The organism is Pseudomonas sp. lyk4-TYG-107 (assembly GCF_030209055.1).
Taxonomy (GTDB): domain Bacteria; phylum Pseudomonadota; class Gammaproteobacteria; order Pseudomonadales; family Pseudomonadaceae; genus Aquipseudomonas; species Aquipseudomonas putida_A.
On the sequence record NZ_JARVST010000001.1, the window covers coordinates 280209 to 297856 of the forward strand.

Consider the following 17648-nt stretch of genomic DNA (forward strand, 5'->3'; position numbering starts at 1 on the left):
TCCAGAGCGATGAACACAACATGCATATCAATCCCTATTTATTCATATTGCCGCGCACGCCCGGACAAATAGTCTGGAACTATAAAGACCACACCCAACATGAACTTGACCTGACTTACTCTTGTCGACTTGCACAACTTATCAATAACCCGGAACAGTTCGACAGACGCAACATAATAGACTCACAACTTCTGAACGCGGGCATATTAACCGTTGCAAAAATAGACAGTCCGCCATGGGGCTGGGATGAATTGTCGAAGATTTATCATATTGGCACCCAGAACATTCCCTGCGAACAGACACCCCAGAATATTCACGAGTGGTCCAGGCAATACCTGAACCATTGCAGCGCCGTGCTGACCACACCGGCACCCGCGCAAGATCGCCCGATCCATCAAGACAAACCACTGATCACCCTGCCCGCCTCTGCGGCCCTGACCGTCGCCAGCCTGGGCAATGTCCTGCGCCTGAGAAAAACCTGCCGCTCCTTTACTGGCGAAGCGATCACGCTCAATGACGTCGGCACGTTGATGTATCTCTCGCTGGGTTTTCTCCGTCATCGCGACGATAACCGCGACGAGAGCATCGCCGAAGGACTCGGCGCCCGTCGCAGCAGTCCTTCAGGTGGCGGGTTGAATGCCTGTGAAGGATTTCTTCTGGCACGCAATATCGAGGGCCTGGAACCGGGCATTTACGCCTATCACCCTGCAGAACATGCACTCAGCCGGGTCAATCCATTGCCCGAACCCGCGCTCGGCCATTTGCTGGCGGGTCAGCACTTCATCAATAACCTGCCACTGGGTCTGTTCATCACCGCTCGTTTCGACAAGCTCTGGTGGAAGTATGAACACTCACGCGCCTATCGCATGGCGTTTGTCGAGGCGGGTCATCTGTCGCAAACCTTTCAACTGGTGGCCACAGCGCTGGGCCTGGGAACGTGGCTGACCGGGGCATTCGCCGACCGCCAGGTCGAAGCCCTGCTCAAACTCGAAGGCAGCGCTGAACAACCGTTGTTCTTTGTCGGCTGCGGCGCCAGCGACGGTCAGGCGATGTGTCAGGAAATGCGCGACCTGTTGCAGGAGACGCGCAAATGAGCGCATCAACCGTGGATCAGCCCGAAGCGCCAGAGTCCTGGGCGCTTCAATTCACCCTCGGCGACTGGAACAACCACGCTTCGGTACGCACCAGCCGGCACGACTACCAGTTGCCGGCGGACCTGCAGTTGCAACTGCAAACCCGCTTCTGGTTTCCGCCGGCATTCCTGCCGTATCTGTCCCACCCGGCGATCGAAGCCGCAGGCAGCAAGGTCATGCATCGGCTGGCTGCCAACCACCTGGTGCACTTTCTCGACTACACCACGCTGCTGGAACACCGCATCGTCAACCGCGCCGTGGAAACCATCGTCCACGGTGAGTTGCCCGCGCACATTCCGTCAAGGATGAAAACCGCCGCGCTGCAGCTCTATACCGACGAGGGTTATCACGCATTGTTCTCCCATCATCTGGCCGAACAGATCGCCGAACTGCATGGTTTCACCGGTCGTCCACAGATGCCGCTGCGCATCACCCGCCTGACCGGTCAGATCGCCCGAACGCCGGAGAGCAAACGCCCGCTGGCATGGTTTCTGCTCGGCTTCGTCTCCGAAACCATCATTGCCCGGGAGTTGCTGGATGTGTGTCGGGAAACGCTGGTCAGCAGCGTGAACGACATGCTGCGCGACCACCTCGCGGATGAAGCGCGCCACAGCCGTTTTTTTTCCGAGGTCTTTCACTACCTCTGGTTGACCCTGAACAGCCGCCAGCGCGCCTTTGCGGCCAGAACCTTGCTGGAGACCCTGGCGACCTTCTTCGAAGTCGACGAGCAATGGCTGCACCAGAGCCTGCGCCGCGCCGGCATTGGCGAAGGTGCGATCAAGGAAATCCTCGACAGCCTGACCAACGAACAGGCCAGCCGCCAGCGTGCCCGATCCGGAGCGACGGCTACGCTTGCTGCACTCGAAAAAGCCGGATTCTTCGCGTTACCCAACAACCGCAAACTTTTCGCCAAGGCAGGACTGATCGATGCTTGAAGGAAGAACGGTGGTAACGACCCGACAACGACGCGGGGCGATCAGCCTGCTTTTGGCCATGGTGCTGCTGGGGGTGTTTCCGCTGGACGTCCTGCTGCCGTCGTTCCCGGCGCTGGCCGAACACTTCGCCAGCACTCCGACCGACATCGCCCTGTCGATCAGCCTGTTCGCGGTGGGCATCGCCTTTGCCCAACTGCTGATCGGGCCGTTGTCCGACGTCATCGGGCGCAAGGGCTTGCTGCTCGCCGGCATGGCTGTCTCAATCCTCGGCGCTATCGGCTGCGTAATGACCAGCGACTACACATTGTTCATGACTTTTCGCATCGTGCAGGCCATCGGTTGTGGCTGTTTCGTCCTGTCACAGGCGCTGGTGCAGGATCTGTTCGAGGGCGCAGAGCGCGATCGCCTGCGGATCCTGATGGTGACCGCCACCGGGATCTTCATCTCCATATCACCGCTGGCCGGAACCTTTCTGCAGGCGACCCTGGGCTGGCGTGGCAGCTTCTGGCTGTTCATCGCACTGGCGGCGGTGGTGTTGCTCAAGGCCTGGCTGTTTCTGGACGGCGGTCGGCCAGTCGCCAAGGGCACACCGCTCAACTTTCTCAGCGCCTATCGACGGGTGCTGGGGGATTTCGAGTTCGTCGGCTACTGGCTGATTTCGGCTTTCGCGTTCGCCTGCCACTTCTCGTTCATCGTCATTTCGCCGTTGATCTTCATGGATCAGTTGCAGCTCTCAGCCTACGACTTCTCGCTGATCCTGCTGATCTACGGTGCGGCGTATGTGACCGGCGGGATTGCCGCCACGCTGTTGAGCCGGCGCATCAGCTCTGCGCAACAGATCGTGGCCGGGTTGAGCCTGATTCTGCTGGCAGGGCTGGTGATGCTATTACTGTCGCAGTACTTCGCACTCTCGCCCGTCACGGTATTGATCCCGATGCTGATCTGCACCGCCGGCACCACCATTGCACGCCCGGCCGCCACCTCACGCGCCATGGGCCTGTTTCCGGAGAACGCCGGTACTTCGGCCTCGGCCGGTAGCACGATCATCTTCATTTGCGGCGGGTTGATCAGTGCGCTGATCAGCCTGAGTCCAGGCAACCTGCAGGCCACTCTCGGCTACTGTTTTGTCCTGCTCAGTTGCATCGCGCTGGCGCTGAACAAGAGGATCAGCCATCGCGCCAGTATTATCGAGAACGGCGCCGTCACGCCCTCTGGCAGCGATTGAGCCTGCCGGTCGTCATGCCATACGCACCGTCGGCACTGGAACAACACTTTGCGCCATTCCCTCCAGACGCCAGCGGTGTAGAATCGGCTGATTCATCGCCATTCATCCCCCGGCGGGTTTATGAGCTCAGGCTGAGGCAAGCGGCGATCCCGCAAAGTCATCGGCAACATCCAGGACACACGGCCATTTCTGAGTGTTCCAGACGTCAATAGAAGCTCACTCCCTTTTGATACCTGATTAGCCGCCCGGAGTGCTCCATGCCAGATTACCGCTCGAAAACATCCACCCACGGCCGCAACATGGCCGGCGCCCGCGCACTGTGGCGCGCCACCGGGATGAAAGATGACGACTTCAAGAAGCCGATCATCGCCATTGCCAACTCCTTCACCCAGTTCGTGCCGGGCCACGTGCACCTCAAAGACCTCGGTCAACTGGTTGCCCGGGAAATCGAACGCGCCGGTGGCGTAGCGAAAGAATTCAACACCATCGCCGTGGATGACGGCATCGCCATGGGTCACGACGGCATGCTCTATTCGCTGCCGAGCCGCGAGATCATCGCCGACTCCGTCGAGTACATGGTCAACGCCCACTGCGCCGACGCCATCGTCTGCATCTCCAACTGCGACAAGATCACCCCGGGCATGTTGATGGCCGCTTTGCGCCTGAACATTCCGGTGATCTTCGTTTCCGGCGGCCCGATGGAAGCCGGCAAGACCAAACTCGCTTCCCACGGCCTCGACCTCGTCGACGCCATGGTGATCGCCGCCGACTCCAGCGCTTCTGACGAGAAGGTTGCCGAGTACGAGCGCAGCGCCTGCCCGACCTGCGGTTCGTGCTCCGGCATGTTCACCGCCAACTCGATGAACTGCCTGACTGAAGCCCTGGGCCTGGCATTGCCGGGCAACGGTTCGACCCTCGCGACCCACAGCGACCGCGAGCAGCTGTTCCTGCAGGCCGGCCGCACCATCGTCGAGCTGTGCAAGCGTTACTACGGCGAAAACGACGAATCCGTGCTGCCGCGCAACATCGCCAACTTCAAGGCGTTCGAGAACGCGATGATGCTCGACATCGCCATGGGCGGTTCGACCAACACCATCCTGCACTTGCTGGCTGCCGCCCAGGAAGCCGAGATCGATTTCGACCTGCGCGACATCGACCGCCTCTCGCGCAGCGTGCCGCAACTGTGCAAGGTCGCGCCGAACATCCAGAAGTACCACATGGAAGACGTGCACCGCGCTGGCGGCATCTTCAGCATTCTCGGTTCGCTGGCCCGTGGCGGCCTGCTGCACACCGACCTGCCGACCGTGCACAGCCGCAGCATGGAAGAAGCCATCGCCAAGTGGGACATCACCCAGACCACCGACGAAGCCGTGCATCACTTCTTCAAGGCCGGCCCGGCGGGCATCCCGACCCAGACCGCGTTCAGCCAGTCGACCCGTTGGGAAACCCTGGATGACGACCGTGAAAACGGCTGTATCCGCAGCTTCGAACACGCCTATTCGAAAGAAGGCGGCCTGGCCGTGCTGTACGGCAACATCGCTCTCGACGGTTGCGTGGTGAAAACCGCCGGCGTCGATGAGTCGATCCACGTCTTCGAAGGCAACGCGAAGATCTTCGAAAGCCAGGACAGCGCGGTGCGCGGCATCCTCGCCGACGAAGTGAAGGAAGGCGACATCGTCATCATTCGCTACGAAGGCCCGAAAGGCGGCCCGGGCATGCAGGAAATGCTCTACCCGACCTCGTACCTGAAGTCCAAAGGTCTGGGCAAAGCCTGTGCGTTGCTCACCGACGGTCGTTTCTCTGGCGGTACTTCCGGCCTGTCGATCGGCCACGCTTCGCCAGAGGCTGCGGCCGGTGGCGCGATCGGTCTGGTGCAGGACGGCGACAAAGTGCTGATCGACATCCCGAACCGCTCGATCAACCTGTTGGTCAGCGATGAAGAACTGGCTGCACGCCGGGTCGAACAGGACAAGAAAGGCTGGAAACCGGTCGAGCAGCGTCCACGCAAAGTGACCACCGCCCTGAAGGCCTACGCCCTGCTGGCGACCAGCGCCGACAAGGGTGCGGTGCGTAACAAGGCGATGCTCGACGGGCTGTAAGCGTCAATCGCAAAAACAAAAATGCCCCGCCAAAGTGCGGGGCATTTTTTTGCCTGATCCAAAAACAATGAAGATCAAAACTGTGGGAGCGGGCTTGCTCGCGAAAGCGGTCTACCGGTCAAAAAATCTCCCGCCTGACACTCCCTCTTCGCGAGCAAGCCCGCTCCCACAAGGGACTGTCAGTGATTCTGGAATCTGAGTTCCAACAGGGATTGGGGGCTTACTGGATTTCCTCTGGCTTGACGATCACCCAGTTCTTGTCCGCCGTCACCGGCAATCCTTCCTTGGCCTGCGCCGCTGCGTGTTTGGCCATCATGCCGTTGAGCTGGGTCATGTATTTGTCCTTGCGGTTGACCCACAAGTGAATGCCGCCCTTGGCCACATCCACATCGTGGAACAGCATGTAACCGTCGCTGCTCGGGGTATCGCCGCCCACCAGCACCGGTTTTTTCCATTCGTCGATATAAGTCAGGATCGCCGCGTGTTTGCCGGCCATCCAGGTTGCCGGGGTCCACAGGTACGGGGTCAGTTCGAGGCCGAGGTTGGCCTTCTCGTCATACTTGCCGGCGGCGATCTGTTTGCGTGCGGTCGTCAGCTCGCCGGTTTCGCGGTTCTTCAGCAACGTGGTCACGCCGATCACGTTCTGCGGTTTGACGTTGTAACCGTACTTCGGATCGGCCGCGACCATGCGCACCAGTTCTTCGGAGGCGGCGGTCATCACGTAAACCTCGATGCCGTTCTCCATCAGCTTGTTGTACAGCTCGGCCTGGCCGGTGAAGACTTTCGGCGGCTGCACATCGATGTTCTTCACTACATCGCCTTCGTAGTAAGTGGCCGGCACCGGTTTGCCCGACGCCATCAGCTCATCGACGTAGCCCTTGAGTTCCTTGAGAGTGAAGCCGGAGAACACCTGCGCTACCCACGGGTAGCAGACCATGTCGTCGACTTCGCACAGGCGATAGTAGTAACTGAACAGGCTTTCCTTATGGTCGGCGGTGTCCTTGAACGGCATCAGTTTCAGGGAGGGATCGAGCTTGTCGCGGGTAATCAGGCCCTTGTTTTCCATGAACGGCAGCAACGACTCTTCGAGGTCGTAGCGGTAACTGGTGTTGTCCATGTCGAACACCGCGTAGTTACCTTTGTTGGCATTGGCGGCGATCATCGCGTCCAGGGCCTTGGCCTGATCCGCCGGCCAGTGCTTCAGGTCGGTGGCGAATGCATGAGCGGCCAAGCCCAATCCAAGAACCACAGCGAGCATTTTCGGTGCGAACTTCATCGGCGTTTTCTCCCTGACTGAAAGACATCGACGCTAACAAATAAGTGTGACAGTCCTCGTCTGTCAGCGACCGCTTACGTCTTCTCAACGCCAGTTGCATTGTCGATAACGACAACCGCTTATTCCAAAAACGACGGACGACCTGCGATTTCGGTATTAATTCATTGGAAATCAAACTGTTAGGCTTGCCGGTTCGCAGTTGCCCAAGAATGCGACTGGCACAAGTCTTATCGGAGTCTTCATGAATCTGCCGCTGATCCTCAATCTGCTGGTGTTCCTCGCCCTGCTCTTCGGTCTGGCGCAAACCCGCCACACGACGTGGAGCCTGGCGAAAAAAGTCCTGCTCGCGCTGGTACTCGGCGTAGCGTTCGGTGTTGCCCTGCACACCGTTTACGGTGCCGGCAACCCGGTACTGAAAGCCTCGATCGGCTGGTTCGATCTGGTCGGCAACGGCTACGTGCAGTTGCTGCAAATGATCGTGATCCCGCTGGTGTTCGCTTCGATCCTCAGCGCGGTTGCGCGTCTGCACAACGCCTCGTCGCTGGGCAAGATCAGCTTCCTGACCATCGGCACCCTGCTGTTCACCACCGCGATCGCGGCGCTGATCGGTATCGGCCTGACCAACCTGTTCGGCCTCACCGCCGAAGGCCTGGTCGCCGGCACGCAGGAAATGGCCCGTCTGCAAACCATTCAGACCGACTACGCCGGCAAGGTTGCCGACCTGAATGTGCCGCAGTTGCTGCTGTCGTTCATTCCGCAGAACCCGTTCGCCGACCTGGCCCGGGCCAAGCCGACCTTGATCATCAGCGTGGTGATCTTCGCCGCGTTCCTCGGGGTCGCGGCGCTGCAACTGCTCAAGGATGATGCCGAGAAAGGTCAGAAAGTGATCAACGCCATCGACACCCTGCAAGCCTGGGTGATGAGTCTGGTGCGTCTGGTGATGAAGCTGACCCCGTACGGCGTGCTGGCGCTGATGACCAAAGTGGTCGCCGGTTCCAATCTGCAGGACATCATCAAGCTCGGCAGTTTCGTCGTGGTCTCGTACCTCGGCCTGGGCCTGATGTTTGTGGTGCATGGCCTGCTGGTGTCGGCGGCCGGGATCAACCCGCTGCGGTTCTTCCGCAAGATCTGGCCGGTGCTGACGTTCGCGTTCACCAGCCGCTCCAGTGCGGCGAGCATTCCGCTGAGCATCGAAGCGCAGACCCGTCGTCTGGGCATTCCGCAATCGATCGCCAGTTTCGCCGCCTCGTTCGGTGCGACCATCGGCCAGAACGGTTGCGCCGGTCTGTACCCGGCGATGTTGGCGGTGATGGTTGCGCCAACGGTCGGCATCAACCCGCTGGATCCGCTGTGGATCGCGACACTGGTGGCGATTGTCACTCTGAGCTCGGCCGGTGTGGCCGGTGTTGGCGGCGGCGCGACGTTCGCGGCACTGATCGTGCTGCCGGCGATGGGCTTGCCGGTGTCACTGGTGGCGCTGCTGATTTCGGTTGAGCCGCTGATCGACATGGGTCGTACGGCGTTGAACGTAAGTGGTTCGATCACCGCGGGTGCGATTACCAGCCAAGTGATGCAGCAGACCGATAAAGCACTGCTGGATGCGGATGAGCATGCGGAGCTTGCTCAGGCTTAAATTCTTCTTTGCCTGACCTGCCCTCTTCGCGAGCAAGCCCGCTCCCACATTGGATCTGTGATCGACACAAATCCAATGTGGGAGCGGGCTTGCTCGCGAAGCTCTTAAGCTTTTTCCCAGACTTCGAAGTTGTACGCGGGCTTATCGCCCTCAGCCGGATTCGACACGTTCGACACCAGCTTCCACTGGTTCAGATCGAACTCCGGAAACCACGCATCGCCTTCCGGGCTCAGCGCCACTCGGGTCAGATACAGACGATCGGCCTGCGCCAGCCCTTGCGCATACAACTGCGCGCCGCCAATCAGCATCAACTCATCGACACCCTGCGCTTTCGCCCATTCCTCGGCGCGAACCACCGCGGCTTCCAGCGACGGATACACCTCCGCCCCTTCCAGCAGCAGATCCGGCTGACGGCTGACCACGATGTTCAAGCGGCCCGGCAGCGGACGGCCGAGGGAGTCCCAGGTCTTACGGCCCATGATGATCGGCTTGCCGAGGGTCGTGGCCTTGAAGTATTTGAAGTCCCCCGGCAGGTGCCAGGGCATGCTGTTGTCGACGCCGATCACACGGTTTTCACCGAGGGCTGCGATCAGGCTGAGGGGGAGTGATTTAGTCATGCCGGCGAGGATACCAGAGCCTCGCTTGACCCGATAAGCGCCACAGCGGTTATGCTCACTGCTCAATCGAGCAACGGAATGGCGCGTGACTGAACTGACTCCACTGCAAAACCTCTGGCTGACTGAAACCATCCGCCTGCGCGAAGAACACGCAGGCCCCCTGGAAGATCTGGAAGCCAATCGACTGGCCCGCGCGGCCGGCGGCGATCTGCCGGGCCGTATTCAGCGCCGCGCCGTGTGGCTGGCCGAGCGCGACGGGCTGAGCGCAGCACTCAGGCACTGGCTGCAAGGCGCGCGTCTGGCGCTGGTGCTGCTGGTGATTTTCGCGCTGCTGAGCGGCGCCGGTCTGGCCTTCGCCGCACTGAGCCAGTCACCGGTGAATGTGTTCTGGGCCTTGGGCAGCCTGCTCGGGTTGAACCTGATTCTGCTACTGAGCTGGGCACTGGGGCTGATCTTTGCCGGAGAACACGGCGCCACCCTCGGGCGCTTGTGGCTGTGGCTCAGCGAAAAACTCGCTCGCGATGCCAAAGCCGCGCAACTCGCGCCGGCCCTGCTGCTGATGCTGCAACGCAAAAAACTCAATCGCTGGGCGCTCGGCACATTGGTCAACGGTCTGTGGTTGCTGGCGATGCTCAGCGCCCTGCTGTTGCTGCTGACACTGATGGCGACCCGGCGCTACGGCTTCGTCTGGGAAACCACGATTCTCGGCGCCGACACCTTCATCAACCTGACCCAAGCCCTCGGCGCGCTGCCGGCGCTGCTCGGCTTCAACGTGCCGACTGTAGAGATGATCCGCGCCAGCGGCGGTACAGCGCTGGATATCGAAAGTGCGCGCCAGGCCTGGGCAACCTGGCTGGTCGGCGTGCTGGTGGTCTACGGCGTGCTGCCGCGCCTGCTGCTGGCGCTGTTGTGTTTCTGGCGCTGGAGTCGCGGCAAAGCCGCGCTGACCCTGGACCTGAACCTGCCCGGTTACGCCCAGTTGCGTGAACGGCTGATGCCGACCAGCGAACGCCTCGGCATCAACGACGCCGCGCCTGCGCAGTTGCATCGGGTCGAAAGCAGCGTCAGCGAACACGCCAGCGACGGCGCTTTGCTGGTGGCCATCGAACTCGACGATCAGCGCCCATGGCCACCAGCCCTGCCGAAAACCGTGAGCAACGCCGGCATCCTCGACAGCCGCGAATCACGGCACAAACTGCTCGAACAGCTCAGCCGTTTCCCTCCGGCGCGCCTGCTGATCGCCTGCGATCCTCGGCGCTCGCCGGATCGCGGCAGCCTCGCGCTGATCGCCGAACTGGCGCGCAACGCCAACGCCACCCGGGTCTGGCTGCTGCAAGCACCGCCCGGCGAAGCGCTGGACAGTGCCCGTCTCGGCGACTGGCACGTTGCGCTGCAACAACTGGAGTTGCCGTTCGCCGATTGCGCGCCGATGAACTGGCTGGAGAGCGGTCATGACTGATGCCCGGAAAGCGCCGCTGAAACTCGCGGTGGTCGGCCACACCAACGTCGGCAAGACTTCGCTGCTGCGCACCCTGACCCGCGACGTCGGCTTCGGCGAAGTCTCGCACCGGCCGAGCACCACTCGACATGTCGAGGGTGCGCGGTTGTCGGTGGACGGCGAGCCGTTGCTCGATCTCTACGACACGCCGGGGCTGGAAGACGCCATCGCCCTGCTGGATTTCCTTGAGCGTCTGGAGCGCCCCGGCGAACGTCTCGACGGCCCGGCGCGACTGGCGCGGTTTCTCGACGGCAGCGAAGCACGTCAGCGTTTCGAACAGGAGGCGAAAGTCCTGCGACAGCTACTCGCGTCGGACGCCGGTCTGTATGTGATCGACGCCCGCGAACCGGTGCTGGCCAAGTATCGTGACGAACTCGAAGTGCTGGCCAGTTGCGGCAAGCCGCTGTTGCCGGTGCTGAACTTCGTCAGCAGCGCCAACCATCGCGAGCCGGACTGGCGCGAAGCGTTGGCGCGGCTCGGCCTGCATGCGCTGGTGCGCTTCGACAGCGTGGCGCCGCCGGAAGATGGCGAGCGGCGCCTGTACGAAAGCCTTGCGCTGCTGCTGGAAAACGCCCGTCCGCAACTGGAGCGCTTGATCGCCGATCAACAGGCCCAGCGCCTCGCCCGCCAACAAAGTGCGGCGCGTTTGATCGCCGAATTGCTGATCGACTGCGCCGCCTGCCGACGCAGCGTGGTCAGCGAGGCCGAGCAGGAACAGCAAGCGATCAGCGAACTGCGCAAAGCCGTGCGCCAGCGTGAACAGAAATGCGTCGAAGCGTTGCTCAAGCTCTATGCGTTTCGCCCGCAGGACGCGGCGGCCAGTGACTTGCCGCTGCTGGATGGGCGTTGGGGCGATGATCTGTTCAACCCGGAAACCCTGAAGCAACTCGGCGTGCGGGTGGGCGGCGGGATTGCGGCCGGTGCCGCTGCCGGGGCTGGCGTGGATCTGCTGGTCGGCGGCATTACCCTCGGTGCGGCGGCATTGGCCGGTGCGATTGCCGGTGGTGCACTGCAAACCGCGCGCAGTTATGGCAGCCGCCTGCTCGGCAAGATCAGGGGCCAGCGGGAGTTGACCGTGGATGACGGGGTGTTGCGGCTGCTGGCGTTGCGTCAGCGCCAACTGTTGCTGGCGCTGGATCAGCGCGGGCATGCGGCGATGGAGGCGGTTCAGGTCGCCACCCCGCAGGACAAGACCTGGCGCGAAGGCAAGTTGCCGGATGCGCTGAGCAAGGCGCGGGCGCATCCGCAGTGGTCTTCGCTCAATCCGCATGCGAAGTTGAATCAGGCGGAGCGGCAGGAGCAGATTGAGTTTCTGGCTGCAGATTTGTAGCGCCTGATCTGGCCTCTTCGCGAGCAGGCTCGCTCCCACATTGGATCGTGGTCAGAACACAAAACCCTGTGGGAGCGAGCCTGCTCGCGAATGGCGCGACTCGGTGACATGGATTACGCAGCCAGCAGCCGCGCCGCTTTCTCCTTCAACACCTGAAGGTCAATCACCGGCACCGCCCTCTCCTTGGCCAGCTCGTCCCACTGGCGCATGCGCAAGCTGACGGCACACAACGGATCCCGCTCAAACACATCCGCCTCAGCCTCGCTCATCACCCCGCCCTGATACTCCAGCGTGCGGCGACTCGCTTCACTCAAGCGCTCGAAATACCCCGGCTCACGCAGCGTCAGATAACGTTTGGCCTGCACGTGATATTCCACCAGTCGGGCCATACGCTCACTAAAACCCGCCTCACGCAAGTAGTCCGCACCCAATCGCTCATGGCTGACCACGCCATAACCGCCCATGCTCTCGGCACCTTCGGCACACAAATGACCGATGTCATGGAAGAACGCTGCCAGCACCACTTCATCATCAAAGCCTTCGGCGATCGCCAGTTCAGCAGCTTGGGACATGTGCTCGATCTGCGACACCGGCTCGCCGATGTAATCACTAGCACCAAAGCGTTCATACAGCGCAAACACCCGGTCAACGACTTGCGCATGCCCCGCCATCACATTTCCTCCAGCCACTGCGCGACATTGCGCTCGGCCAGTGCCGGGCCGACGCTCATGCCGACACCGGTGTGCATCAACGCCACACTCAGCCCCGGGGCCGGGCGCAGCAACGAAAACGGCCCCGGCCCACGGGCACCGTAGACGCCCTGCCAGCGCTCGACCACTTGCACCTTGCAGCCCAGCGTGTGCTCGGCCAGTTCGAGCATCCAGTTGTCCACTTGCTCGGCGTTGAACGGCGACGGATCGCTGCCGTAATGGTGCGAGTCGCCGATGATCAGCTCGCCATACGGCGTCGGACTGATCAGCAGGTGAATGCCGTTGTCGTGCAGGTGCGGTTGTTCGCGCAGGATCTGCGCCTGCACCGCCGCCGCTTCTGGCAAATCGGCGAAGGCGCCGTAGTGCACGCAGCTCAAACCGGTGAGCAAGGCGTGTTGCAGATTCAGCTCGATCTGCGGTTTGGCGCGGAGCATTTGCAGGCGGCATATCTGCGGGTCGAGCGCGGCAATCGGCTCGGCCAGCAGGGTCTGATAATCGTGGCCGGAGCAGACGATGATCTGCTTCGCCGTGAAGCTGCCGGCGGTGCTGTGCAGGCGCGCCGGTTCGACGTCGCGCACCAGCGTATTGAAGTGAAACTCGACGCCGAGGTCGCGGCGCAGATAGTCGATCAACGCCGGAATCGCTTCGCGCGAGTACAGCTGTTGATCGTCCAGGCCGTGCAACGCCGCGCGGTGATGACTGAACTGACCGTGGTACAGATCACGCAGGGCAGCGCCACGCAGCAAGGCGACGTTGTACCCGTGCTCCACGGCGCGGCCGTTGCAGAAAGCTTCGAGCAAGTGTTCTTCGGCTTCGCTGCGGGCGAACAGGTACGAGCCGTTTCGCTTGATCTGCAGACCGGCGAGTTGCGCCCAGCCACCCCAGATCTCGCGGCTGGCCTTGGCCAGTTCAAGCATCGGCCCCGGTGGCTGACCGGTGACCAGCGCCTGACCAAAGTTGCGCACCGAAGCGCCGAGGGGCGTGGCAGTGCGTTCGAAAACGCTGACCTTGAGGCCGCGTTTGGCGGCGGCGTAGGCGTGGGACAGGCCGAGGATGCCGGCGCCGACGATCAGCAGGTCTTTGTGTTGAGTCATGGAGATTTTCCCTGAATGGGAGACCGCCTTCGCGAGCAAGCCCGCTCCCACAGTTTGATCGCATTCCTTCCGGTGGAACTCGGTCGAATGTGGGAGCGGGCTTGCTCGCGAAGAGGCCCTGTCAGTCGATAAAGATCTTACTTGGCGACAACTTTCTCGGACTTGCCGTCATACCGCTTGCGCCATTCGGTCAGGATCTCGTCGCGATTCTTCGAGGCCCAGGCAAAGTCGTTCTTGATCAGGCGCTGCTCGTAGTCGGCCGGCAGTTCGGTCTGCGGCTTGGCGATGCCCGGCTGCGCAAGAACCGCAAAGTTCTCCTTGTACAGATCCATCGCCTCGGCGCTGGCGGAGAAGTCCGCGAGTTTTTTCGCCGCGTCTTCATGCGGGGTGCCTTTGATCACGGCAGTCGCCTCGATCTCCCAGCCCAGGCCTTCTTTCGGCAGGATGATGTCCAGCGGCGCGCCCTGGCGTTTCAGCTGTACGGCCGGGTATTCGAAGGAAATGCCGATCGGGAATTCGCCCGCAGCAGCCAGTTTGCAAGGCTTGGAACCGGAGTGAACATACTGGCCGATGTTCTGGTGCAGACCGTCCATGTAGGCCCAACCCTGTTTTTCACCGAAGGTTTGCAACCAGGCGCTGACGTCGAGGAAACCGGTGCCGGACGACGCCGGATTCGGCATGACGATCTTGCCCTTGTACTCAGGCTTGGTCAGGTCCTGCCAGCTCACCGGTTTGCTCAAGCCCTGCTTCTCGGCTTCGACGGTGTTGAAGCAAATGGTCGCGGCCCACACGTCCATGCCGACCCAGGCTGGCGGGTTGGCAGCATCGCGGTAGTTCGCGCCGATCTTGCCCAGATCCTTCGGTGCGTAGCTTTGCAGCATGCCCTGCTGATCGAGGATCGCCAGGCTCGAAGCGGCCAGGCCCCAGACCGCGTCAGCCTGTGGACGGGCCTTTTCGGCCAGCAGTTTGGCAGTGATGATCCCGGTGGAATCACGCACCCACTTGATCTCGACGTCCGGGTTGGCCTTTTCGAACGCGGCTTTGTAAGCGGTCAGTTGCTCGGCTTCGAGGGCGGTGTACACCGTCAACTCGGTTTTTGCCGCGAAGGCATTCAGGCTGAAAGTAGCGAGCACAGCAGCGGCCAGGGCCATAGGCTTGAACATGATCGTTTTCCTGTCGGTGAGTTGAGGCTGTAGGGATAAGTCGTCAATCAGTGACCGGGCGCGGTTTGCCGCCAGGCCTGGGAACGGCGCAGCAAGCCGCGCGAAGCCCACGCCAGCAGCAAGGACACGCCTGCCGAGGTGAACAGAATCAGGGTCGACATCGCCGCCGCGCCGCCGACGTTGCCGGCGTCATCCATGTTCAGCACCGCCACCGCCGCGAGGATGGTGTCGGGGCTGTAGAGGAAGATCGCCGCCGACACCGTGGTCATCGCCGAGACGAACAGGTAGCGCACGATGTCCAGCAGCGCCGGCAGGCAGATCGGCACGGTGACGCGCAGGTAGTGGCGGTACAGCGGGGCCTTGAGCGACAGCGCGGCGGCCTCGAACTCGGCGTCGAGCTGGCGCAGCGCGGTGGTTGCGGTCATTTGTGCGGTGGTCAGATAGTGAGCAATGGTGCAGACGATCAGCAGGGTCATCGTGCTGTACAGCACGTGCAGCGGGTTGCCGCTGAGGTTGAAGAAGAAGACGTAACCCAGACCGAGCACCAGCCCCGGCACTGCCATCGGGATGAAACTGAGCATGCGCAACGTCAGGTTGAGGCCGCGTTGGCTGCGGGTTTTCTCCATCAGGTAAGCGCCAGTGAAGATCAGCACGCTGCCGATCAGCGCCGTGCCCAGCGCCATCTTCAAGCTGTTGCCGTAGGCCAGCCAGCCACCGCCGGCAGTCTCGTTGAACTGATAGTGATTGAGCGACAGCGACAGGTTGTACGGCCAGAACTTCACCAGCGACGAAAACACTGCCATGCCGAACACCAGCAGCAGCGCCGCGCTGATCAACAAAACAATCGCCAGATAGCAGCCATCACGCAATTTCGACGGCGCCGGTTTGAACACCTGGGCGCGGCCGCTCATGGAATCACCGTGACGCCGACGCAACCAGGCATCGACGCCGAAGCTGAACAGCGCCGGCAGCAACAGCACCATGCCGATCAACGCCCCGCGTCCGAATTGTTGCTGACCGACCACGGCTTTGTAGGCTTCCAGCGCCAGCACTTGATAGTCGCCGCCGACCACCACCGGCACACCGAAATCGGTGATGGTCAGGGTGAACACCAAGCAGAACGCGGCGAACACTGCCTGCCGGGTCGCCGGCCAGGTGATGCTGCGAAAGGCTTTCGCCGGACTGGCGCCCATGCTCGACGCCGCATCGAACAGCCGCGCATCCGCCAGCGACAACGCCGAGAGCAGAATCATCAGCGCATGCGGGAAGGTGTAGATCACCTCGCCCAACACAATCCCCCAGAAGCCGTAGATGTTGTCCGAGAGCAGCCCGCGCAACATGCCCTGATTGCCGAACAGATAGACCAGTGCGATCCCCGGCAGCATCGACGGCGCCATCAATGGCAGCAGAGAAATTCCGCGCCAGAGGCCCTTGGCCGGAATCATCGTGCGTTGCAGGGCGTAGGCAAACAGGTAGGCCAGCGGTACGACGATGGCCGCGACGCTGAGGGAAACTTTCAGGCTGTTGCCGAGCAGCCAGTGGAAATTCTCGCTGCTGACCAACTCCTTAGCGGCGAGCCAGCCACCGCCCTGCCCGGCCTCACTGCTGAAGCCACGCCAGAAGATCGCCAGCAACGGCAGCAGCACGGCGATACCGAGCAGCAACAGCAGCAGGAGTTTGCCGCCGAGGACGAAGATCCGGTCACCGACCTCGGCCCCGGACACTCGCCGCGCTTGCTTGTGCGGTAGCGGCAGTGCGATGTTCGCGCTCATCAGGCAAACACCTGCAGGCTGCGCGGTGGCAAGGCGACCATGATCTGCTGGGCGCCAAGGCGTGGCATGGCTTCCGGCGCCAGTTCAGCAAGCAGCGCGTGGCCCGGCAATTGGTCGAGTTCGAAGCTCATGCGGCAGCGATTGCCGAGAAAGGTGATCTCACGGACTTTCGCCGGAAACAGGTTTTCTTCGTGCACCAACGGATTGACGCTGATTGCTTCCGGACGGCAGAACAGTCGGCCCGAGGCGCCGCTGACGCTACCATCGGCCAGACGCACATCCATCCCGCCAACCCGGGCGTGACTGGCGCTGCTGCGCTGGAACGGCAGCCAGTTGCCCTGCCCGACAAACTCGGCGACAAACGGCGTGGCCGGGCGGTTGTAGATTTCCTGCGGGGTGGCGTACTGCTCGACCCGGCCGTTGTTCATCACGGCGATGCGGTCGGCCATCAGCATGGCTTCGTCCTGATTGTGGGTGACCATCAGGGTGGTGATGCCGAGGTTGCGCTGCAGTTGGCGCAGCTCGGTGCACAGATGCTCGCGCACTCGTGCGTCCAGCGCCGACATCGGTTCATCGAGCAACAGCAGCGACGGCGCCGGGGCCAGGGCACGAGCCAGGGCAACCCGCTGTTGCTGGCCGCCGGACAACTGGCCCGGGTACTTTTTCTCACTGCCGGTGAGGCCGACCAGTTCCAGCATCTGCCCGACGCGACGGCGTACTTCGTCGCGACCACTGCCGGCGAGGCCGTAGGCAATGTTCGCTTCGACGGTCAGATTGGGGAACAGCGCGTAGGACTGGAACAGAATGCCGTAATCCCGGGCCTGCGGCGCAAGGTGCGAGACATCGCGATCGCCGAGGTACAACTCGCCGCTGTCCTGCTTCTCCAGCCCGGCGATGCAGCGCAGCAGCGTGGTCTTGCCGCAACCCGAGGGGCCGAGCAGGCACACCAGCTCACCGGCCGCAACATCGAGGGAGACGTTATCCAGTGCGGTGAACGCGCCGAAGCGCTTCTGCACGCCGCGCACTTTCATCGGCGCACCGGGGTTGGTCAGGGCAGTTGCGATTGCAGGATTCATGGACAGACCTCATCAAGCTGATGGGGCCAATCCTAGAGTTGTAATGCGTCCGTCATGTGGCAGTAGGGCAAAAACGGCTGATAGTGG

The 17648-nt window shown here is 62.0% G+C and carries 14 protein-coding genes; 7 read left to right on the top strand and 7 right to left on the bottom strand.

The window, feature by feature from the left end; all coding sequences use genetic code 11:
- The first annotated feature begins 20 nt into the window (after positions 1-20).
- The 4 genes from QRN61_RS01265 to ilvD all read left to right on the top strand — a co-directional run bounded on the left by QRN61_RS01265 (position 21) and on the right by ilvD (position 5392).
- Complete coding sequence (locus QRN61_RS01265; protein ID WP_115988692.1) at positions 21-1094, top strand: SagB family peptide dehydrogenase; 1074 nt, start codon at positions 21-23, stop codon at positions 1092-1094.
- Positions 1091-2068, top strand: coding sequence for a diiron oxygenase (locus tag QRN61_RS01270; RefSeq protein ID WP_285373036.1), 978 nt, complete (start codon positions 1091-1093; stop codon positions 2066-2068). The genes QRN61_RS01265 and QRN61_RS01270 overlap by 4 nt, the downstream gene beginning before the upstream one ends.
- On the top strand, positions 2061-3293 hold the full coding sequence (locus tag QRN61_RS01275) for an MFS transporter (protein ID WP_285373038.1): 1233 nt from the start codon (positions 2061-2063) through the stop codon (positions 3291-3293). The genes QRN61_RS01270 and QRN61_RS01275 overlap by 8 nt, the downstream gene beginning before the upstream one ends.
- Positions 3294-3550: 257 nt before the next feature.
- Positions 3551-5392, top strand: coding sequence for a dihydroxy-acid dehydratase (ilvD, locus tag QRN61_RS01280; RefSeq protein WP_007964170.1), 1842 nt, complete (start codon positions 3551-3553; stop codon positions 5390-5392).
- A gap of 220 nt (positions 5393-5612) precedes the next feature.
- Here ilvD and QRN61_RS01285 read toward each other — a convergent pair whose 3' ends face one another.
- Positions 5613-6668: an HAD family hydrolase gene (locus QRN61_RS01285; protein WP_285373039.1), complete on the bottom strand. Its 1056-nt coding sequence runs from the start codon at positions 6666-6668 to the stop codon at positions 5613-5615.
- A 241-nt stretch (positions 6669-6909) separates the two neighbouring features.
- Between QRN61_RS01285 and QRN61_RS01290 the strand changes: the two genes are divergently transcribed.
- Positions 6910-8301, top strand: a complete 1392-nt coding sequence (locus QRN61_RS01290) for an L-cystine transporter (protein ID WP_285373040.1) — start codon at positions 6910-6912, stop codon at positions 8299-8301.
- 104 nt (positions 8302-8405) lie between these two features.
- On the opposite strand, the gene QRN61_RS01295 is transcribed toward QRN61_RS01290, so the two are convergent.
- Positions 8406-8918 carry a dihydrofolate reductase gene (locus tag QRN61_RS01295; protein ID WP_097088936.1) on the bottom strand — a complete coding sequence of 171 codons (513 nt, stop codon included), beginning with the start codon at positions 8916-8918 and terminating at the stop codon, positions 8406-8408.
- Positions 8919-9003: 85 nt separating this feature from the next.
- Here QRN61_RS01295 and QRN61_RS01300 point away from each other — a divergent pair, with 85 nt between their 5' ends.
- Both QRN61_RS01300 and QRN61_RS01305 read left to right on the top strand, forming a co-directional pair.
- On the top strand, positions 9004-10377 hold the full coding sequence (locus QRN61_RS01300; protein ID WP_285373041.1) for a DUF2868 domain-containing protein: 1374 nt from the start codon (positions 9004-9006) through the stop codon (positions 10375-10377).
- Positions 10370-11746, top strand: a complete 1377-nt coding sequence (locus tag QRN61_RS01305) for a GTPase/DUF3482 domain-containing protein (protein WP_027610546.1) — start codon at positions 10370-10372, stop codon at positions 11744-11746. Before QRN61_RS01300 ends, QRN61_RS01305 begins: the two co-directional genes overlap by 8 nt.
- 113 nt (positions 11747-11859) lie before the next feature.
- On the opposite strand, the gene QRN61_RS01310 is transcribed toward QRN61_RS01305, so the two are convergent.
- The 5 genes from QRN61_RS01310 to QRN61_RS01330 form a co-directional block, all read right to left on the bottom strand.
- Positions 11860-12417: a phosphonate degradation HD-domain oxygenase gene (locus QRN61_RS01310; RefSeq protein ID WP_027610545.1), complete on the bottom strand. Its 558-nt coding sequence runs from the start codon at positions 12415-12417 to the stop codon at positions 11860-11862.
- Positions 12417-13550, bottom strand: coding sequence for a TIGR03364 family FAD-dependent oxidoreductase (locus QRN61_RS01315; RefSeq protein WP_027610544.1), 1134 nt, complete (start codon positions 13548-13550; stop codon positions 12417-12419). The genes QRN61_RS01310 and QRN61_RS01315 overlap by 1 nt, the downstream gene beginning before the upstream one ends.
- Before the next feature lie 137 nt (positions 13551-13687).
- The gene (locus QRN61_RS01320) at positions 13688-14713 is read right to left on the bottom strand and encodes a putative 2-aminoethylphosphonate ABC transporter substrate-binding protein (RefSeq protein WP_003229178.1); all 1026 of its coding nucleotides are present in this window, start codon (positions 14711-14713) and stop codon (positions 13688-13690) included.
- Positions 14714-14760: 47 nt separating this feature from the next.
- Positions 14761-16485: a putative 2-aminoethylphosphonate ABC transporter permease subunit gene (locus QRN61_RS01325; RefSeq protein WP_285373042.1), complete on the bottom strand. Its 1725-nt coding sequence runs from the start codon at positions 16483-16485 to the stop codon at positions 14761-14763.
- Positions 16485-17561, bottom strand: coding sequence for a putative 2-aminoethylphosphonate ABC transporter ATP-binding protein (locus tag QRN61_RS01330; protein WP_003229183.1), 1077 nt, complete (start codon positions 17559-17561; stop codon positions 16485-16487). Before QRN61_RS01330 ends, QRN61_RS01325 begins: the two co-directional genes overlap by 1 nt.
- Positions 17562-17648: the final 87 nt, after the last annotated feature.